The 18,094-nt window shown below is 69.7% G+C and carries 15 protein-coding genes; 9 read left to right on the top strand and 6 right to left on the bottom strand.

The genetic code is table 11. The features are described 5' to 3' along the window. Nucleotides 1-153: 153 nt before the first annotated feature. Entirely contained in the window at nucleotides 154-1,671 is a 1,518-nt protein-coding gene (locus tag PPSIR1_RS09280) for an IS1380-like element ISPlpa1 family transposase (protein ID WP_232296454.1), read from the bottom strand. A gap of 270 nt (nucleotides 1,672-1,941) precedes the next feature. On the opposite strand from PPSIR1_RS09280, the gene PPSIR1_RS09275 reads away from it, so the two are divergent. Beyond that, nucleotides 1,942-2,529, top strand: coding sequence for a hypothetical protein (locus PPSIR1_RS09275; RefSeq protein WP_157595362.1), 588 nt, complete (start codon nucleotides 1,942-1,944; stop codon nucleotides 2,527-2,529). A gap of 31 nt (nucleotides 2,530-2,560) precedes the next feature. Here the strand turns inward: PPSIR1_RS09275 and PPSIR1_RS42265 are convergent, their stop codons facing one another. After that, the gene (locus tag PPSIR1_RS42265; protein WP_006970770.1) at nucleotides 2,561-3,724 is read right to left on the bottom strand and encodes a hypothetical protein; all 1,164 of its coding nucleotides are present in this window, start codon (nucleotides 3,722-3,724) and stop codon (nucleotides 2,561-2,563) included. A 183-nt stretch (nucleotides 3,725-3,907) separates the two neighbouring features. Here PPSIR1_RS42265 and PPSIR1_RS09265 point away from each other — a divergent pair, with 183 nt between their 5' ends. The 4 genes from PPSIR1_RS09265 (at nucleotide 3,908) to PPSIR1_RS09250 (ending at nucleotide 8,346) form a co-directional block, all read left to right on the top strand. After that, nucleotides 3,908-5,326, top strand: coding sequence for a cytochrome P450 (locus tag PPSIR1_RS09265; protein ID WP_232296455.1), 1,419 nt, complete (start codon nucleotides 3,908-3,910; stop codon nucleotides 5,324-5,326). Between the two features lie 15 nt (nucleotides 5,327-5,341). Next, on the top strand, nucleotides 5,342-5,809 hold the full coding sequence (locus PPSIR1_RS09260; protein WP_006970768.1) for a hypothetical protein: 468 nt from the start codon (nucleotides 5,342-5,344) through the stop codon (nucleotides 5,807-5,809). Nucleotides 5,810-5,828: 19 nt separating this feature from the next. Beyond that, the gene (locus PPSIR1_RS09255; protein ID WP_006970767.1) at nucleotides 5,829-7,019 is read left to right on the top strand and encodes a DUF819 family protein; all 1,191 of its coding nucleotides are present in this window, start codon (nucleotides 5,829-5,831) and stop codon (nucleotides 7,017-7,019) included. A 265-nt stretch (nucleotides 7,020-7,284) separates the two neighbouring features. Continuing rightward, a complete protein-coding gene (locus PPSIR1_RS09250) occupies nucleotides 7,285-8,346 on the top strand; it encodes a hypothetical protein (RefSeq protein ID WP_006970766.1) in 1,062 nt (353 codons plus the stop codon). Here PPSIR1_RS09250 and PPSIR1_RS09245 read toward each other — a convergent pair. The 3 genes from PPSIR1_RS09245 to PPSIR1_RS09235 form a co-directional block, all read right to left on the bottom strand. Beyond that, nucleotides 8,292-10,085: an ABC-F family ATP-binding cassette domain-containing protein gene (locus PPSIR1_RS09245; protein ID WP_006970765.1), complete on the bottom strand. Its 1,794-nt coding sequence runs from the start codon at nucleotides 10,083-10,085 to the stop codon at nucleotides 8,292-8,294. The genes PPSIR1_RS09250 and PPSIR1_RS09245 overlap by 55 nt on opposite strands. A gap of 88 nt (nucleotides 10,086-10,173) precedes the next feature. After that, nucleotides 10,174-11,163: a metallophosphoesterase gene (locus PPSIR1_RS09240; RefSeq protein WP_086001164.1), complete on the bottom strand. Its 990-nt coding sequence runs from the start codon at nucleotides 11,161-11,163 to the stop codon at nucleotides 10,174-10,176. 84 nt (nucleotides 11,164-11,247) lie between these two features. Next, on the bottom strand, nucleotides 11,248-12,432 hold the full coding sequence (locus tag PPSIR1_RS09235; RefSeq protein WP_006970763.1) for a thiolase family protein: 1,185 nt from the start codon (nucleotides 12,430-12,432) through the stop codon (nucleotides 11,248-11,250). Between the two features lie 195 nt (nucleotides 12,433-12,627). On the opposite strand from PPSIR1_RS09235, the gene PPSIR1_RS09230 reads away from it, so the two are divergent. Continuing rightward, entirely contained in the window at nucleotides 12,628-13,110 is a 483-nt protein-coding gene (locus tag PPSIR1_RS09230) for a hypothetical protein (protein ID WP_006970762.1), read from the top strand. A 97-nt stretch (nucleotides 13,111-13,207) separates the two neighbouring features. Then, a complete protein-coding gene (locus PPSIR1_RS09220) occupies nucleotides 13,208-15,676 on the top strand; it encodes a protein kinase domain-containing protein (RefSeq protein WP_006970761.1) in 2,469 nt (822 codons plus the stop codon). On the opposite strand, the gene PPSIR1_RS09215 is transcribed toward PPSIR1_RS09220, so the two are convergent. After that, nucleotides 15,595-16,275, bottom strand: a complete 681-nt coding sequence (locus PPSIR1_RS09215) for an RNA polymerase sigma factor (protein ID WP_006970760.1) — start codon at nucleotides 16,273-16,275, stop codon at nucleotides 15,595-15,597. The genes PPSIR1_RS09220 and PPSIR1_RS09215 overlap by 82 nt on opposite strands. 147 nt (nucleotides 16,276-16,422) lie before the next feature. Here PPSIR1_RS09215 and PPSIR1_RS09210 point away from each other — a divergent pair, with 147 nt between their 5' ends. Both PPSIR1_RS09210 and PPSIR1_RS09205 read left to right on the top strand, forming a co-directional pair. Beyond that, a complete protein-coding gene (locus PPSIR1_RS09210) occupies nucleotides 16,423-17,592 on the top strand; it encodes a type 1 glutamine amidotransferase family protein (protein WP_006970759.1) in 1,170 nt (389 codons plus the stop codon). Between the two features lie 296 nt (nucleotides 17,593-17,888). Then, nucleotides 17,889-18,094 (top strand): hypothetical protein (locus PPSIR1_RS09205; RefSeq protein ID WP_045115710.1); only part of this gene is annotated, 206 nt, incomplete at its 3' end.

Here is an 18,094-nt window from a genome sequence, read left to right as displayed (position 1 = left end):
GTCGACGAGCTCGAGTTCGACCACCTTGACGTCGAGTTCGAGCCTCTCGAGCTCAATCAGCAGCACGATCAGCCGCGCGACCGACTCGGACTGGGCGTGAGGGCGCACGTGTCCCGAAGCCGACGCTCCTCGTAGCGCTGATGTCACTGAAGTTCAGACCTGCAGGCAGGCGTGGGCGGAGAGAAACTCGTTGATGTAGCGATGTGTCCCAAGCACCCGGACCCGCAGCTGGCGAGCTGTGCGTATGACCTGGGCTGGGATGTCGACGAAGGCTCGGCGAAAGCGCTTCCATTCCCACCGGGTGACTTCTTTGGGCAGCGCGAGCTGAGCTGTCCATTTGCCGAGGTTCCAAGCCAGTCGGGCGATCTCCAGCCACGCAGCGTTTCCCCGCAGCTGAGCGACCGGCATCCTCCACGCGGCGATCCCCGTGTGAAGACCAGCCATGATGTTCTCTTGATCACAGCGCTTGTAAGTCTCGTCGATCACATCTTCAGCCGACCAGCTGCTCGGGAGATTCGTGACCACGTAGCGATACCGGACCTCTTTCCACATCTCGCGCTGCGGCGACTTGCCCTTGGAGACGTCGAGTATTTGTCGGCGAATGATGAGCCGTGTGCCGCCGGGACCTTCAGTCTCAGCGACCGCTTGCCTGGCAAGCTTCAGCTCCTTGTAGCCTCGCTGCCGAGCTCGGCGCTTGCGACGGTTTCGCTTCTTCTTTCGACGCTTGAAGCTTGGCTTGGCTTCGCGCTCGGCCGCTGCTCGCTTGGCTCGAGTTTGGAAGGAGCGCCACATTCGGGGTTGCTCGGCGATTGCTGGCCGATCAGGCGTCTCCCGCCCCACGAACGCGAAGTAGCAGCCATGCCCTTCGCAGGCGTGACGGAGATCGGCGCGATCGTAGTCGCTGTCTGCGAGCACGAGGACGGTCTCGAATTGTTTGAGCAGACGCGGGAGTACGTCATCGAGGAGCTCGGCAGCCCCATCACTGGAGCGGACATTCCCGCCACGAAGCCGCAGCCCGACACACTCGCCATCGGCCAAAGATGCGACCAAGATGCTGTAGGACCACTTGCCCTTGTAGTTGAAGTCTGCGCCCTCGCGGGTCGAAGACGTCTGCTCGAGATGACCATCGAGATGCAAGACCGCGAGCGGCTTGCGCTTGCGCTTGCGCGACCACGACCAGCGCTTTGGATTCTTCCACATCGTCTCTTGCACCTCATCGATGCCCGCACGCAGGCTCTCGAGTTTGCCCCTCGGGACGAAGCGCCTGAGGAAATCTCCCGAGGTCGTCGGGTCAGGCGTGCGTTCAGCGCCCAGGATCTTGAGCAACGCCTGGTCTTGCTGCAGCATCGCCATGTCTTCCAGACATGAGCCGCCTGCGTAGAGCATCAAGGCCTGACAGATGACGTGATCGGACTCGTGGTAGGGGAGGTAGCGCTTGAATACGTCGACGTTGGCGTCCAAGGTCTGCGCCGCCTTCAAGCGCCGCAGCAATGCCAGCGGCAACGCCAGCCCACCAAGGCTCGTGATATCGGGTCGAGCGTCATGCTCGACGTGGATCTTGTGATGCCGCAGGACCGGCCCTGGGCGGCTGGGCCAGGGCAGCTCCTCGTGAGGAATCGACGTCCCGGAGTTGACGTGACTGGCGCGGGGGAGCGGTGTAGGCTTCTTCACTTGGAGTCCTCGAGGTTGGCTGTTGAGGTGGTTGGCACTTCCTCTGACAACTGCTCTCTGCGGGACTCCAGCTATGGTTTTGGATCTCACTCACGCGTCGGACTGACCAACGCGCTTACTTCAGGGCTAGCGCAGAGCGCAGGCATGCAGTGGAAGCGGCGAACTTGGGTGTGGGGCGTCACGGCGACGAGCCTGGCAGGGTCGGCGTGCGCGGGCTCGCCTGGAGGGCCGCTGGTGTGGGACCCAGGCGACCTCGGCGAGCAGGAGTCCATGTCGACGACGCGCCTCGACAGGCTCGTCGAGAAGTACGCGCGGTACCTGTTCCTCGATCGTCGGGCGGGCGTGCGGCGTGAGCTGCAGGTCGAGGTCGCGCTCGGAGACTGGTCCGCGGGCCTTCTCGGTGACGCCCGATCTGCGCGCACGCTGTGGGTGAGGGTCGACGAGGAGGGGGGGAGCGCGGTCCTCGAGCAGGGCTCGGCCCACGCCGCGGCGCCCTACCTCGCCGTCGGTATCTTCGAGGAGGACCCGATCAAGACCGTCGTGTTGGGCTACCCGGGGCGCCTGGTGGTGGTGGGCGAGTACCCGGTGATCGAGCACGTCGACGACGACGGGCGCTCGCGCTTCCAGACTCGGGTCCGGGTCCGCGCCACCGAGCACGAGCTCGGGCCGGTGCTCGAGGGGGATCTGGACGACTACCGCTACGTGATCGACCCGCGCAACTACCGAGTCTACGTCGCCCCGATCACCGAGGAGGGCGGCTGGGACCCCAGCCGCCGGGCGCTCGCCCTCGTCTACTACCTCGAGCGCTCGGATCGCTTCCGCTCGCGGTTGATCCCGGTCCGCCTCTCGGCCCGCTGAGCCGCTGGGTGGCTCGTCCGGTCGTCGAGACCTACTGCGGATCGATGGTCGTCTCGCACTCGGTCAGCGGACCCGCCAGGCCGCTCCAACCGGCGGGCGCGTCCCCGTTGGGCGTGGGCCCGGTGACCAGCACCGGCGACACGACCAGGTCCTGGGGCGAGGCCTCGAACAGCTCGGCGTCGGAGTTGAGCAGGTACAGGCGCGCGACGCCGTCGAGGAACAGCGGCCCGCCGAGGGCGTGGACGCCCCAGGTGCCGCCCTGGCCCTTGAGGGTCCCGGTCCCGAAGTTGTAGTTGAAGTCGTAGACCGTGCCCGAGTCGATGGCGAAGCCGGTGCCGTCGGTCACCGCCCCCATCCCGTCGATGCCGGGGCTCATGTCGTCGATGTCGGCCACGGAGGACTCGCCCAGATCGGTGATCACCTCGTAGCTGAGGTCGCCGCCCAGGTAATCGCCGGTGAAGCGGATCAGCCGGTTGCCCTCGGAGCTGCCGACGTCGACCCCCGTGTCCATCAGGTAGACGAGGCCCTCGCAGTCGGTGTAGAGCGCCTCGATGCGCAGGTTGTCCGGGACCACGCCCAGGATCGTGGCCTCGACGTCGCTGCCGTCCGTGGGCGGCTCGGGGATCCAGAAGATCTGGGTCTCGCCGGGGCTCTCGCGGGAGCCGAGCAGCGAGCCGTCTTCGAGCATGGTCAGGCCGTTTTGGCCGTCGACCAGCGGGGTGGTGATGGTGCTGGCGACGAGCTCGACCACCGAGCCGTCGGCTTCGTCGATGTCGATGTAGATGAGCCGATCTTCGACGGAGTACCACAGGCTCGGCGTGGTCCACAGCGGGTTGTCGCCCGTGTCGGTGTCGGTGTCGGTCTCGGTACCCGTGTCGGTATCCGTACTCGTGTCGGTGTCCGTGCCGGTCTCGGTGTCGGTGTCCGTCTCGGTGTCGGTGCTCGTGTCGGTGCTCGTGTCGGTGCTCGTGCCAGCATCCGTGCCCGAGGTCGAGGTGTCGCCGGAGTCCGAGCCGGTCTCGCCATCCTCGGACCCGCTAGTGCTCTCACCCCCCGTCGTGTCGCTGTCCTCGGACCCGGCGGTGTCACCAAGCTCGTCATTTCCGCCGCCGCCGCCATCATCGCCACAGCCGGTGACGAGCGCGGAGACGAGCACGAAGCTCAACGTGGAGGGCAGGGAAGGGCGGATGACCATTGCCGACACGATGGCACGAACTAGAGAATCGGCAAGGTGTGGGGGAGTGCGGAGGAGTGCGCTAGCATGTGCTCAAAACGGGCCGGTAGTCATGGTGGATATGTGCACATCAGCGGGTCGCCCGGTTTCCAAGTGGGCGTGACTCCCGGCCCATCGGACTGCTAGGGTCGGGGCGTGGCCACGATGTTCCTCGATCTCCCTCGGGTCTCTGTGCCTGGACCGCCGGGCTTGCCCCTGTGGGGCCCTCAGCTGAACCTGGTCAAGTTCTTCGGCAACCCGGTCAAGACCATGCTCGAGCTCCACCAAAGCTACGGCGAGGTGGCGGCAATGACCCACAATCACGCGGGTTGGGTGTTTGCATTTGGTGCCAAGTACAATCAGCAGATCCTGAGCGACGCGCAGGCCTTCCACAACTTCGCGGAGAGCCCCGTGCCCGCGCCCGAGGGCAGCGCCGCGGCCATGCTCAACCACCACCTGGTCTCGCAAAACGCGGGGGTTCACCGCGAGAAGCGACGGCTGATGATGCCGGCCTTCAGCAAGGCGCGGCTGCTCGGTTACGCGGAGCGGGCCTCGGCGGTGATCGAGCGCGTGGCCGGGGGGTGGCCCCGGGGCGAGGTCTTCGACATGCGCCGGGCCTTCTTCGACATGAGCCTCGAGGTCGCCATGTCGACGCTCTTTGGCGTCGACGTGGGCTCGGAGGTCCAGCGCCTGAGCCTGCTGAGCCAGCGCTTCCTCGAGCTGATCATCTCCCCGGGGGCGCTGCTGTTCCCCTTCCGCGTCCCGGGCACGCCCTACGCCCGCTACCTGGTCACCTGCGAGGAGCTGGTCGGCGCCGTCGAGGCGCTCATCGCCACGCGGCGCCGCGAGGGCCTGGGCTCGGACTTGCTCTCGGCGCTGGTCGGGGCCGAGGAGGACGGGGTGCGCTTTAGCGAGCACGAGCTCGTCGGTCAGGTGGGGCTGATGCTCTCGGCGAGCCACGAGACCACGGCGATGTCCTCGGCCTGGGCGGCGCTGATGCTGGCCCTGCACCCCGAGGAGCAAGAGGCGCTCATCGAGGACATCCGCGAGGTGGTCGGCGATCGCGTGGCCACGGCCGAGGACCTCGATCGCCTGCCCCGCCTCGATCGCGTGCTCAACGAGACCATGCGCTTGTTGCCGGCGACCCCGGTGCTGTTTTACCGCCGGGCCCAGCGGAGCTTTCGCCTCGGCGACCACGAGCTGCCCGAGGGCTCGACGGTGCTGCTCAGCCCGCTGCTCACGCATCGGGAGGCGCGGGTGTTCCCCGAGCCGCTGCGCTTTCGCCCCGATCGCTGGCGGGATCTCGAGGTCGGACCCTACGACTACATCCCCTTCGGCGCGGGGCCGCGGCGGTGCATCGGGGGCGGCTTCGCGTGGCAGACGGTGCGCCAGATCCTCGTGGGCGCGCTGCAGCGCGGGCGCTTCGAGGTCCCCGAGCGGACCCGGGTGGACTACCGCGTGAGCGGCATCATCATGAGCCCCAAGCGGGGCATGAGCCTGCGCTTCGCGGCCCACGAGAGCCCGCCACGGACCGCCCGGGGGATCGACGGGACCCTCAACGAGCTGGTCGCCCTGGCCAACTGATATGCTGGTCCGAGCATGGGCGCGCGAGCGTGGACTGCGGCGGGCCTGGGGCTCGCGCTGGCGGGGCTGGGCGGGGGCTGCTCCTACGGCTGGATCATCGAGTACCAGGTGACCGTCGCGGGCGGGGTGCCCCTCGAGGATCGCCACCACGTGGTCATGGCGGCCGTCGACCACGAGGCGGCCGGCTTCGACCCCGGCGCCGAGCCGACCATCGCCGACGCCTCGCCCGAGGTGGTCCGGCGCATCGGCGACAGCCCGGGCAGCAAGACCCGGCGCAAGTGGGGCGGCTACTCGGGGACCTGCTGCGGGGAGGACCCGGTGGTGTCGCTGTTCGCCTTCATCGACCTCGACGGCGACGCGAGCTGGGACCTCGGCGAGCCCTGGGGGGCCGACCTCGGCAACCCCGTGACGATCACCGACGACGGCTACGTCGCGGCGATCACCATCCGCGCCCCCGAGGCGCCGGAAGACAAGCTTCCCTAGGGGCCAAGCTCCGCGCGCCATGGTCATCCTGCTCTCGCTGTGCGCCGCTGTCGTGTTGGCCGAGCTCTTGGTTCGGCACACCCCGCTGCGGGCCCTGAGCGCCGCGCTCTTGGTCATCCTGATCGGCGCCGTGATGGCCAACCTGGGCCTGATCCCCGCGGGCTCGACCCCCGAGGCGCCGGTGCCCATCTACGACGCGATCTTCGCCTGGCTCGCGCCCCTGGCCATCTTCTGGCTGCTCTTGCAGGTCGACCTGCGCCGCATCCTCGAGGCGGGCCTGCCGATGCTCGCGCTGTTCGGGATCGGCGCGGCCGGGACGACCCTGGGCGCGCTGCTGGGTTTTGTGCTCATCGGCGGCGGCCCCCGCCTGGGCGAGCACGCGGCCGCGGTCGCGGGCATGTACGTCGGCACCTACGTCGGCGGGAGCGTCAACTTCAACGCCGTCGCGCTGCACTACGAGGTCACCAAGGCCGGGGTCGTGTTCGCGGGCACGGTGGTCGTCGACAACGTGATGACCACGCTGTGGATGCTGTTCAACCTGGCGGCGCCGCGGGTGCTCGGCCGCTGGTCGCGGGCGCCGGAGGACCGGGCGCTGCACGAGGCCGGCGCCGAGACGGCGAGCGAGGAGGGCGAGCCCGAGCCCGAGCCCGCGCGCGACCGGGAGCCCCTCGACCCGGCGCGCCTGGGCTTCGCGGGGGCCGTGGGCATCGGCGCGGTCGTGGGCTCGAAGGCCCTGGCGAGCGGGTGCGAGGGCCTCGGCGTGCCCCTCCCCTCGATGCTGATCTTGACCGTGCTCGCGCTGATCGTCGCCCAGCTGCGCCCGCGCCTGGCCGAACGCTGGGGGGACCCCTTCGTCGGCGCGACCGCCCTGGGCATGTTCGCCGTCTACTTGTTCCTCGCGGTCGTGGGCGCCTTTTGTGACGTCGGCGCCCTCGCGCGCACGGGGCCGCTGGCGATCGACTTGTCGATCCTCGCGGGGACCACGGTGGTCGTCCACGGCCTCGTGGTGTTCGGCGCGGCCTTGCTCTTTGGCCTGCCGCTGCGAGCCGCGGCCGTGGCCTCGCAGGCGAACATCGGCGGCGGGACCACGGCCCTCGCGTTGGCGCGCGCCCTCGGGCGTGACGACCTGGCCGCGCCGGGGATCCTCGTCGGCGCCCTGGGCACGGCGCTCGGGACCTTCCTGGGCTTCCTGGTCGCCGGGCTGCTCTGACGAGAGCGGGCCTGGCCCTGGTCTGGGTGGGTCTGGCTCCGAGTCGAGCGCGGCCGGGCGGCATCGCCCTCAAAAAAAAAATGTGACCCAGATGTCCACATCGTGGCTTGGGGCGGCATTGATCAGTGAGGGTCGTTCGGCGCCGCGAGGGCGCTGGGTGGCTCGACGAGACGAAGGTCCCGACGAACTCGGGGCGACGCGCTTGCCTGCCTGGTGTGCCCAGGCCTGCCGCGCGCGCCCCCATTCCAGAAAGTCCGATTGAACGATGAACCGCACCCGATACCTCCCCCCCAGCTTGCTCCTCACGCTCGCCATGACCGCGCCCGCCTGCACCTTCGACGCTGAATTGGGCGGACAGGCGGGGCTTGGCCTCGCCGAAGAAGACACGGGCGGCGACGAAGCCCAGGACGATGGCCACGGCGAGGGCCACGACGAAGACCAGGGCGAAGCCGAGGAGGGGAGCGCCGGAGACGACGAGGGCGGCACTGGAGACGGCGAGGGTGGCTCCGGCAGCGGAGACGGCGGCTCTGGGGACGGCGGCGAGGCCGAGTCTGGAGGCGCGAACGATGGCGGCGACGAGGGCGAGGGCGGGCTGCCTTCCCTCTACGGCGAGATCGATCTGCTCATCGTCATCGACGGCTCGATGTCCATGCTCACCGAGCAGCTCAAGCTCTCCCTGGCCCTGCCGCAGTTCTTCGCCGACCTGGGCGAGACCATGCCCGAGGTCAGCTTTCACGTCGGGGTGATCAGCAGCGGCGACGCGCTGTTCAACGGCGTGGGCCTCGATCTCCTGCCTTGCCTGAGTGGGGCAGAGGACTTCGTGGAGTTCTCCGGCACGCTCAGCGCCCAGCAGCTGGTCGAGCTGACGTGCCTGACCGAGGTTGGCCTGAACGTGGACGCGGCGGAGAAGCCCATGGAGTCCATGCTCAGCGCCCTCGCCGAGGCCGAGGGCGGCCTCAACGGCGACTTCCTGCGGGCCGACGCCCTGCTCGGGGTGATCGTCGTGACTGACGAGGACGACGAGGTCGACGGCGGCTCGATCGGCGACCCCCTCGACTGGGCCGAGGAGCTGACCGAGCTCGCGGGCGGAGACGTCGACGCGCTCGCGACCTTCATGCTCATGGGCCAGGCCGAGCCCAACGCCTGCCTGCCCCTCGACCCCAACCTGCTCGATCCGAACGTCGACCTGTTGGTCGAGGCCGAGCCGGCGGTGCGCCTCGGGGCGTTCGCGGAGCTGCTGCCCGGCGTGGACGAGGACGTGTGCCTGCCGACCTACGCGAGCTTCTTCGCCGGGGTCACCAGCGCGCTCGCGGCCCAGGTCGAGTAGAGCCCCGATGAGCGAGGAGCGAGCGTCGCCACGGACGGCGAGGTGGGGGGCGCGGCCCAGACAGCGGGCGCGCCACCTTGGCTGAGGAGGGGGCGCTCCCTTGCAGGTCGCGAGGCCTCAAGGGGCGCGCCCGGGCCTTCGCGCTCGGTCTGCTCGACGTACTCGCTGTAGCCCCCGCCGTAGACCCGCGGCCCCTCGGGGGTCAGCTCGAGCACGCGGTTGGACAGCTCGGCGAGGAAGCGGCGGTCGTGGGACACGAACAGCATGGTGCCCTCGAAGCTCGACAGCGCCTTGACCAGCATCTGCTTGGTGTCGACGTCGAGGTGGTTGGTGGGCTCGTCGAGGACCAAAAAATTCGGCGGCACGTAGAGCAGCTTGGCCAGGACCACCCGGGCCTTCTCGCCGCCCGAGAGCACCCGGCAGGGCTTGTCGACGTCGTCGCCGGAGAAGCCGAAGGCGCCCAGGAGGTTGCGCAGGGAGCCCTGGGAGGCGCGCGGGTGCTCGGCCTGGACGTCCTCGAGCACGGTCTTGGTGCCGTCGAGGGAGTCCATGGCGTGCTGGGTGTAGTAGCCCAGGGTCACGCTGGGGCCGATCTTGACCACGCCGGCGTCGGCCTGGGTCTCGCCGGCGATGAGCTTGAGCAGGGTCGACTTGCCCGCGCCGTTGATGCCGAGCACGCACCAGCGCTCGAGCCGGCGGATGGTGTGGCTCAGGCCCGCGTAGATGACCAGGTCGCCGTAGGCCTTGTCGACGCCCTCGAGCACGGCGACGTCGTTGCCCGAGCGCTTGGGGGCAGGGAAGTCGAACTCGATGATCTTGCGTCGGCGCGGGGGCTCGAGCTTGTCGATCTTGTCGAGCTTCTTGACCCGCGACTGGACCTGGGCGGCGTGGCTGGCCCGGGCGGCGAAGCGGGCGATGAAGGCCCGCTCCTTGGCCAGGGCGGCCTGCTGCCGGGCGTACTGGGCCTCGTGCTGGGCCATGGCCAGGTCGCGCTGGCGCTCGTAGAAGTCGTAGTCGCCCGAGTAGGTGCGCAGCTCCCCGCCGTCGATCTCGACGATCTTGGTGACCAGGCGGTTGAGCAGCTCGCGGTCGTGGGAGGTCATGACCAAAGCGCCCTCGAAGTCGCGCAGGAAGCCCTCGAGCCACAGGATCGACTCGAGGTCGAGGTGGTTGGTGGGCTCGTCGAGGAGCAGGACGTCCGGGGCCATGAGCAGGATGCGGGCCAGGGCCACGCGCATCTTCCAGCCGCCGGACAGCTCGCTCACGTCGCTCGCGACCCGGTCGGCCGAGAAGCCCAGGCCGGCGAGGATGGTCTGGGCCCGGGGCTCGAGCTCGTAGCCGCCGAGGGCGTCGAAGCGGGGCTGGACCTCGCCGTAGCGGGCGACGAGGGCGTCGAGCTCGTCGGCGCGCTCGGGGTCGGCCATGCCCTGCTCGAGGGCGTGGAGCTCGGCGGCGAGCTCGGACACCTCGCCGGCGCCGGCGAGGGTCTCGGCGAGCACGGAGCGCCCGCTCATCTCGCCGACGTCCTGGTCGAAGTAGCCGATGGTCACGCCCTTTTCGACGGACACGGCCCCCTCGTCGGCCTCGTCCTCGCCGACGATGAGCCGGAAGATGGTCGACTTGCCGGCCCCGTTGGGTCCCACCAGGCCCACGGTCTCGCCCCGAAACACGGCCATGGAGGCGTCGACGTAGAGCAGCTGGGAGCCGTAGCGCTTGCAGACCTTGTCGAGGCTGATCATCGCCGGGAGGGTCGGTCAAAACGCCACCGCAAACAAGGCGCGGCTCGAGGGACGGAATGGCCGCCCTTTCGATGCTTTGCGAGGCGGCTCACTCCATCTGGATCACGCTGGCCACGTCGCCGGTGATCTCGAGGGCCTCGATCGGGCCGCCGTAGTAGTCGGCCATGCCCGTGTCGATGCGCCACGCCCGGTCGTCACAGATCGCGTTGATGCCCGGCTGGATGGTGTGCGCGACGACGATGCGATCGGCGTCCATGGCCGCGAGCGCGGCGGTCAGCAGCTCGCAGCGGTTGTCGACGATCTCGTCGGGGTCGTCGTCGGAGTAGGTGCGGTCCCAGACGATCGAGCCGCTGCCGTCGATGTGGGCCGGCTGCGTGGGGACGTCGCCGACGAGCCAGGCCTTGGCCGCGTCGTTCATGTTCTCGATGCCCAAGGCCGCGTGCTCGGGGAGCGCTCCCCCGTGCACGAAGACCGTGCGCCCGACCTTGACGATCACGTTGCGCTTGGCCAGGACCAGGGCCCACTCTCCGCCGGGGGCGAAGGCTTCGACCCGGGCCTCGAGGCCGCCGAAGGCCTCGAGGTCGAAGACGTAGTCCATGCGGCCCTCGGCCTGCATGATCTCGTGGTTGCCGTTGAGGGCCAAAAAGCGCCCTCCAGCCTCGGCTGCCTCGACGCGCAGCTGCTCGAAGAGGTTCATGATCTCCTCTTCCTGGTAGCCGCGGTCGAGCTGGTCTCCGACTTGGACCACCCAGGTCTCTCCCGCGATCCAGTGCCCCTCATCGTCGACGATGCCCGCGCCGAGCAGCACCTCGGCCATGGCGACGAAGTCCCCGTGGACGTCGCCGAAGGCGATGATGTGGGGGACGTCGGGGTAGACCCCGCGCCCGTCTTCGATGGCGCCGGGAGGGGGCTCTCCGGTCTCGCCTGCTTCTTCTGCGTCTTCGTCGCTGCCCGTGTCTGCCTGGCTGTCGCCCTCGTCGCCCCCGTCGTCGCCCGGCTCCGCGCCGCAGCCCGCGGCCCCAAAGCACGAGCCAGACAGCAACAGGGCCACGGACCAACACCAGCGCGACGAGACCATGGTGCACAGTAGCGCACTCGCTGGGACTCTCGGTCCGTGACGCGCAGCGTGGCTCGTCACGGACCGAGGAGGGAGCCGCAGCGCTCAGACCTTCAGGACCATGGCCGCAGCCGTATCGCCCGCGGCGCAGCCAGCGAACAGCACGTAGCCGCCGCCGGCCTGGCGCGCCTCCTCGACGCCCTCGATGATCAGCCGCGCGCCGGTGGGCGCCTGCGGGTGGCCGTAGATCAGCGAGCAGCCGTTGTTGTTGAAGCTGGCGACCTCGAGCTCCATGTGCTTGGCGAAGTAGACGTCGTTGACGGCGAAGGGGTTGTGGGTCTTGATGACCTTCACGTCGCCGATGCCGACGCCGGCCTCGGCGAGGGCCTTGCGGGCCGCGGGCACGACGGCCTTGGCCATGAAGCCCTTCTCGACCCGGGCCTGGGCGTAGCTGAGCAGCTGCACGGGCTCGCCGTCGCGGGAGTAGCGAGCGGCGCGCTCCTTGGAGCAGACCAGCAGGCCGGCGTTGCCGTCGGCGGGGTGGGTCTGGCTGCCGAAGGTCACGGTGCCCTCGGGGCCCATGGCGGGGCGCAGCTTGGCGAGGCCCTCGGCGGTGGTCGCGAACACGCCCTCGTCGAAGTCGACGGTGGCGATGACCTTGCGCCCGGGCTTGACCTCGACGGGGACCATGTAGCGCTCGTGGAATTTGGCGTCGCGGCCGGCGACGTACTGCTCGTAGCGCGTGACCGTGAGGGCGTCCTGCTCCTCGCGGGAGATGCCGGCCTCCTTGGCGACGTTCTCGGCGGTCTGGAGCATCGAGCCCTTGGCCCAGGGGTCGCGGGAGAAGGAGTCCCACACCCAGTCCTCGGAGTCTGGCTTGCCCCCCGGGCCCATGGGGTTGGGGTAGACCAGGTGCGGCCCGTTGGAGGTCTTGTCGGCGAGCACGACGAGGGTCGCCTCGTTGTCGCCGCACTGGACCTTGCCGCCAGCGTGGGCGAGGGCGGCGGCACCGGTGGCGCAGGCCTGGGAGATGATGGCCCCGGTCAGGCCCTCGGCGCCGACCATGCCGGCGACCCACGGCCCGCCGTAAAAGCAGTCCTTGGACGGGATGGTGTAGCCGAGCACGAGCTCCTCGAGCTCCCTGGCGTCGACCTGCCGGTCAGCGAGGGCCTTGCGGGCAATTTCGGCCGCGAATTTCAGGGGATGGAGGGTCGAGAAGTTGCCACCCCATTTGCAAAAGGGCGTGGACCAGTAGCCACCAGCGGGCAGGAAAGCCTTGTCGAATCGCACCTTGGGAGTATGCGACGTTTCCAAATGGACGAAGGACCACGGACATGGAGGATCCGCACCTATGGTGTTGGTGAACCACCCATGTCGTTGGTCGATCACCGACGCCGTGTCGTCGTGTTGCGCAGTGAAGGCGTTGGCGCGGCAACAGACTTCCTGTACAACGCGGACACACCGCACCAAGAGCGAGTTCGACTCATGACCACCACCAAGATCACCCGCACCCTCTCCACGCTCACGCTCTCCTTCGCCCTCGCCCTCGGCGTGACGGCGTGCGACTCCGGCGACAAGGCCGACGGCGCCAAGACCGAGGACAAAGCCGACGACAAGGCCGACGACAAGGATAAGGCTGACGACAAGGCTGGCGAGGAGAAGCCCGCCGAGGAGAAGCCCGCCGAGGACGCCGCCCCCGCCGTCGAGGTCTCCGAGGAGATGAAGAACTTCCTCGCCAAGTTCGACGGCTCCGACGCTGCCGTGTCCGCCGCGCTCAAGGAGTTCGGCGCCAACGAGGAGATCGCCGACGACGACATGGGCATGTACACCCTGTCCGAGCCCAAGGTCGTCGCCGGCAAGGACGGCTGCTTCGACTTCGAGGCCAAGGCCGGCATCACCGTGCGCACCTACGGCGTGTGCTGGACCGACGGCAAGATCAGCAAGATCGAAGACAAGGGCATGAAGTAGCGCCCACGCTCGGGGCCACTAGGCCCCGCGGACGGGACCCAGGCACGTCTTCGTGTCTGGGTCTTCGCATTTGGGCTGTGCGCTACCATGGTCCGCCATGGAGGCGGAGGAGAGCTTCGAGGCGCAGATGCGAGAGGCCGCGCGGGTCGACGCCTTCGAGGCGCGCCAGGCCCTCGGGCGAATCGAAGAGCAGCTGTTCGCGCGCGCCCCCAAGCCCGTCACCCTGGGTCGCTACGTGCTCTTGGATCGCTGCGGGGCGGGGAGCGGCGGGGTGGTCTACCGCGCCTACGACCCGCGCCTCGATCGCAAGGTCGCGATCAAGCTGCTCGAGGTCCGGCGCGCGCGTGACCGAGCCCGGGACGCCGCGGCGCTGCGCGAAGCGCGAGCCATCGCGCGGATTACTCACACCAACGTCGTCGCGGTGTTCGACTGCGGCTTTTACGACGAGCACGACCTCGCCGTGGAGGCGCTCGACGAGCGGCTCCGGGGCATCCCTGGCCGGGGCGTGTACGTGGTCATGGAGCTGATCGAGGGTCAGGATCTGCGCGAGTGGATGGAGGAGCGCCCGCGCAGCTCGCGGGCGATCCTCGAGGTCTTCGTCGCCGCCGGTCGAGGCCTGGCCGCGGCCCACGAGGCCGGCGTGGTCCACCGCGACTTCAAGCCGGCGAACGTCCGCGTGGGCCTCGACGGGCGCGTGTGCGTGCTGGACTTTGGCCTCGCGCAGCTGGGCCGGGGCCGCGGGCGGGCGCGCAAGCGGAGAGTCGTCGGGACGCCGCTGTACATGTCGCCGGAGCAGCACGCGGGCAGCCCGATCACGGCGGCGAGCGATCAGTACAGCTTCGGCGTGGCGCTCTACGAGGCGCTCACGGGGGCGCGACCCTTCACCGGCGGCGTCGAGGCCATCGCCGCGAGCAAGCGCGAGGGGAGGTGGATCGGGGCGCTCGGGGAGCTGCTCTCGGCCCAGCAAGAGGCGGCGCTGCGGCGCTGCCTGGCGCTGCGCCCCGAGGAGCGCTTCCCGTCCATGGAGGCGGCCCTCGCCGAGCTCGAGCGGCGCTCGGGGGCGCTCGACTGGCGGGCGCGCCTGGCGATCGTGGTGGGGGCGGGGGTGCTGCTCCTCGGCGGCGCCGTCTTGGGGACCGTGGCCCTCGAGCGCAGCCAGGCCCGAGAGCAGGCGCTGCAGTGCTCGGGCGGGGCGACCCGGGCCCAGACGGTGTGGAACCTCGAGCGGCGCGAGGCCGTCGGGGCCCGCCTGCGCGCCTCTGGGGTGAGCTACGCGGAGACCACCGCCGACGCCGTGACCCGCGAGCTCGACGACTACGTGGCGCGGTGGTCGGCGCAGCACCGCGACGCGTGCGAGGCCACGCGGGTCCGGGCGGAGCAGTCCGAGGCGATCCTCGATCTGCGCATGGCCTGCCTCGATCGCCACCTGCGGGAGGTCGGCATCGTCGTCGACACGCTGCTCGAGTCCGACACGGAGGTCGTCGAGAACGCGGTCTCGGCCGTGGGCGCGCTGGGTTGGTTGGGGGCCTGCGAGGACCTCGACGCCCTCGGCTCGCGGGCGCGGCTCCCCCGGGACCCCCTGGCCCGGGCGGAGATCGAGGCAGGCTTCGGCGGACTGGCCGAGGCGAAGATCCTGGTCGCGGCGGGGCGCTACGACGACGGCCTGACCCTCGCCAGCGCGGTGGAGGACGAGGCCGAGCGCCTCGACCATGGCCCGCTGCGCGGGGCCGCGGCGCTGCGCCGGGGGGAGGCGATGGCCGGTCGCGGAGCCTTCGAGGGCGCGGAGGCGGCCCTCGTCGACGCGCTGGTCTCGGCCGAGGCTGCCCGCGACGAGCGCCTCGCCGCCGAAGCCTGGCTGACCCTCGCGTGGGTCCGGGGGGTGGAGCGCCACGAGCCCGAGCGCGGCGAGGTGTGGCTGCGCCTGGCTCGGGCGGCCCTCGACGCCCTCGGCGAGGATCGCCGCCTCGAGGCCATCTACCTGCACAACCTCGGGGGGCTGCGCTCGGCCCAGGGTGACTACCGCGCCTCGATCGTCGAGTACGAGCGGGCCGTCGAGCTCCAGCGGGCGCTCTACGGCGAGCGCGACCCGGCCGTCGCTCAGACCCTCAACCATATCGCCAACGCCTACATGTCCCTGGACGAGATGGGCCCGGCGTGGACCCACGCCGAGCGCTCCCTCGCGCTGCGCCGGGAGAGCTTGGGGGAGGAGCACCCGCTGGTCGCGGCCTGCTACAACAACATGGCGCTGATCCGCGACGCCCAGGGGCGCCACGAGGAGGCTCTGGAGCTCATCCGCCAGGCCCTCGCCATCGTCGTGGGCACCTCGACCCAGCGCGAGTTCGTGTCGCGGATGATCGCCGCTCAGATCCACGAGCACCGGGGCGATCAGGCGGGGCGCGTCGAGGAGTACGCCGCCATGATCGCCCTGCCCGACGAGCTCTTCCCCTTCTTCATCGAGCGCCGCGAGCTCGAGCTCGAGTACGCTCAGCTCGTCGAGGCCGCGTCGTCCTCGGCCTCGTCGGAGGCCTGGCGGATCGAGCCCTCGGGCGCCTCGTCTTCGAAGTGAGCCTGGACGCTCTCGAGCCAGGACTCGAAGGGCGGGGCCTCGCGGTCATCGTCGGCGGGCTCTCGCTCCGCGAGCCAGGCCTCGAGGATCCCGCGGGCGCGGCTGAGCCGGCTCTTGACCGTGCCCGGGGCGACCTCGGTGACCGCGGCGATGTCGGCGACGCTGAGCTGCTCCCAGTAGAACAGCTCGAGGGTGATCTGCAGCTCGAGGGGCAGCTCGCGCAGGCCGGCGGCGAGCAAGAGCTGCTCTCGGCGCGCCGCGACCACGCGGCTGGGCGAGTCCCCCGAGCGCACGATGTCCTGGATGGAGGCCGCGTCCGGGTCGAAGACCTTCGCCGCGCGGTAGCGCTTGCGCAGGTGGAGCATCAGCTGGCGTCGTGCGATGCCAAACAAATAAGCCTGGAAGCTCGCGCCGCGGGTCAGGCGCTCGGCGCTCTCGAGGGCCGCGAGCATGACTTGTTGGGTGAGATCCTCGGCGGCGTCATCGAGCTTGATGCGAAAGAAGCGGTAAATGCGTGTGAAGTGCCGACGGACGAGGGCGTTGCCGGCGTTTTGGTCCCCGCCGTGCCAGGCCATCAGCAGCTCGAAGTCGTCATCCACCCGCGGAGCCATCGTCTCACAGCTTTGCGCGGGCGCCCGCTCCACCAAGGGCGCCCGCGGGAAGGACGCGGGGAGGCTCCCGTGGGCATGCTCACTGGTACCCTCGGCAACCGGACCAGGCCTCCGGAAACTCTAGATTTCAGACCCATGAACACCATGACCATGACCATGACCATGACTCAGGCGACTGCCCGACTCTTCGCCTCTTCGACCCTCGGACTGTGCATCGCGCTCGCGGGCTGCGGCGACGACCAGGGCTCCGAGGCCGGTGACACCGCTCAGGACACGGGGAGCTCGGACGACGAGGTGGGCAGCTCCGACACGAGCGCCGGCGACACGGAGACCGGGACCGGGACCGGGACGGAGACCGACAGCACCGAGGGCACGGAGACGGACACGGACAGCACCGAGGCGGACAGCACCGAGACGGACAGCACCGACAGCACCGAGACGGACAGCAGCGGCGAGACCGACACCGAGACCAGCGGCGAGGAGACCGAGACCGGCGAGGAGACCGAGACCGGCGAGGAGAGCTCGACGGAGACCGGGAACGACTGCGTCCCGACCGAGGACCCCGAGGTCACCTGCGACAACATCGACAACGACTGCGACGGCCTCGTCGACAACATCGACGAGGGCATGGACGGTTTTTGCGACTGCCTCAACGTCGGCATCCTCGGGACCACGGGCTTCCAGCCCACGGCCAACTTCGAGGCCTGGCTCGAGGATCAGGGCACCACGGTCACGCGGACCTTCCTGCAGAACAACCCGGGCATCGTCACCGACGAGCTGCTCGCGACCTACGACGTGCTGATCATCGATCGCATCCGCCGGAGCCTGAGCCCCGAGGAGGCCCAGGCCGTGGCCGACTACGTGGCCAACGGCTTCGGGATGATTACGCTGATCGGCTACAACTTCGACAACAACAACCCCGCCCCCGAGCGCGACCGAGCCAACAGCGTACTCTCTCCCTTCGGCCTCGAGTACCAGGGCGGCTACATCAACTTCCAGGGGATCCCGACCTTCGACCAGGACCACCCCATCTCCGAAGAGGTCCTCGACGTCAACTACGCTGGCGGCATGCTGCCCGTGGACGTTGGCAACATGGGGACCAGCGAGATCTTCGCGACCGTGCCCGCCGGCGACGCGGGTCTGGCCCACCAGACCTCGGGCGAGGGCGGACGCATCGTCGTGTGGGGCGACGAGTGGCTGACCTTCGACACGGACTGGCAGGGCTACGCGGACGTCGAGAAGTTCTGGTCGCAGATGATCGACTGGACCAAGCCCGAGGACTTCTGCGACATCCAGCCCCAGTAGGGTCGGACGGTCCACGAAAGACGCGGAGCTCGCCCCAGGCGCGGTCCAGGAAGCCCGCCGCGCAGTGGGTCTCGGCGGCCTGGGCCCACAGCCCCACGCGCTCGACGGTGCGCCGCGAGCCGACCAGCTCCAGGCCCTCGCGGCAGTAGTTGAGGGCCGACTCGTAGTGGCCGAGCTTGCTCGCCACCCGGGACAGGTTGCACAGCTGGCGCAGCTCCTCGTCGAGGTCGCGCTCGCTCTTGGCCCGGCGCCGCGCGTTCTCGTAGGCCTCGCGCGCCCGGGACAGCTCGCCGTGCATGAAGTGGTTGTCGCCCACGGACATCGAGCGGGCCGAGCTGACCGGGCGCAGGGCCGCGAGCTCGACCTTGGCCGCGAGCTCGAGCTCGGCCGAGTGCCCGTCCTGGGGGCGCATGCCCAGGAGTCGATCGGCGAGCTGGCGCTTGCCCATGGTCCGGGCCAGCCCCCGCGCCGCGGGTGCCGAGCTGCTCGAGGCGCGAGTCGT

It is taken from the genome of Plesiocystis pacifica SIR-1, assembly GCF_000170895.1.
Lineage (GTDB): Bacteria > Myxococcota_A > Polyangia > Nannocystales > Nannocystaceae > Plesiocystis > Plesiocystis pacifica.
This window is presented reverse-complemented; position numbering and strand designations above follow the sequence as displayed.

Excerpts from the sequence above, each read along its gene's own strand:
- PPSIR1_RS09245 (WP_006970765.1), bottom strand. The coding sequence starts at position 10,085 with ATGATCAGCCTCGACAAGGTCTGCAAGCGCTACGGCTCCCAGCTGCTC.
- PPSIR1_RS09240 (WP_086001164.1), bottom strand. The coding sequence starts at position 11,163 with ATGGTCTCGTCGCGCTGGTGTTGGTCCGTGGCCCTGTTGCTGTCTGGC.
- PPSIR1_RS09255 (WP_006970767.1), top strand. The coding sequence starts at position 5,829 with ATGGTCATCCTGCTCTCGCTGTGCGCCGCTGTCGTGTTGGCCGAGCTC.
- PPSIR1_RS42265 (WP_006970770.1), bottom strand. The coding sequence starts at position 3,724 with ATGGTCATCCGCCCTTCCCTGCCCTCCACGTTGAGCTTCGTGCTCGTC.
- PPSIR1_RS09250 (WP_006970766.1), top strand. The coding sequence starts at position 7,285 with ATGAACCGCACCCGATACCTCCCCCCCAGCTTGCTCCTCACGCTCGCC.
- PPSIR1_RS09260 (WP_006970768.1), top strand. The coding sequence starts at position 5,342 with ATGGGCGCGCGAGCGTGGACTGCGGCGGGCCTGGGGCTCGCGCTGGCG.
- PPSIR1_RS09210 (WP_006970759.1), top strand. The coding sequence starts at position 16,423 with ATGAACACCATGACCATGACCATGACCATGACTCAGGCGACTGCCCGA.
- PPSIR1_RS09230 (WP_006970762.1), top strand. The coding sequence starts at position 12,628 with ATGACCACCACCAAGATCACCCGCACCCTCTCCACGCTCACGCTCTCC.
- PPSIR1_RS09220 (WP_006970761.1), top strand. The coding sequence starts at position 13,208 with ATGGAGGCGGAGGAGAGCTTCGAGGCGCAGATGCGAGAGGCCGCGCGG.
- PPSIR1_RS09275 (WP_157595362.1), top strand. The coding sequence starts at position 1,942 with ATGTCGACGACGCGCCTCGACAGGCTCGTCGAGAAGTACGCGCGGTAC.
- PPSIR1_RS09265 (WP_232296455.1), top strand. The coding sequence starts at position 3,908 with ATGTTCCTCGATCTCCCTCGGGTCTCTGTGCCTGGACCGCCGGGCTTG.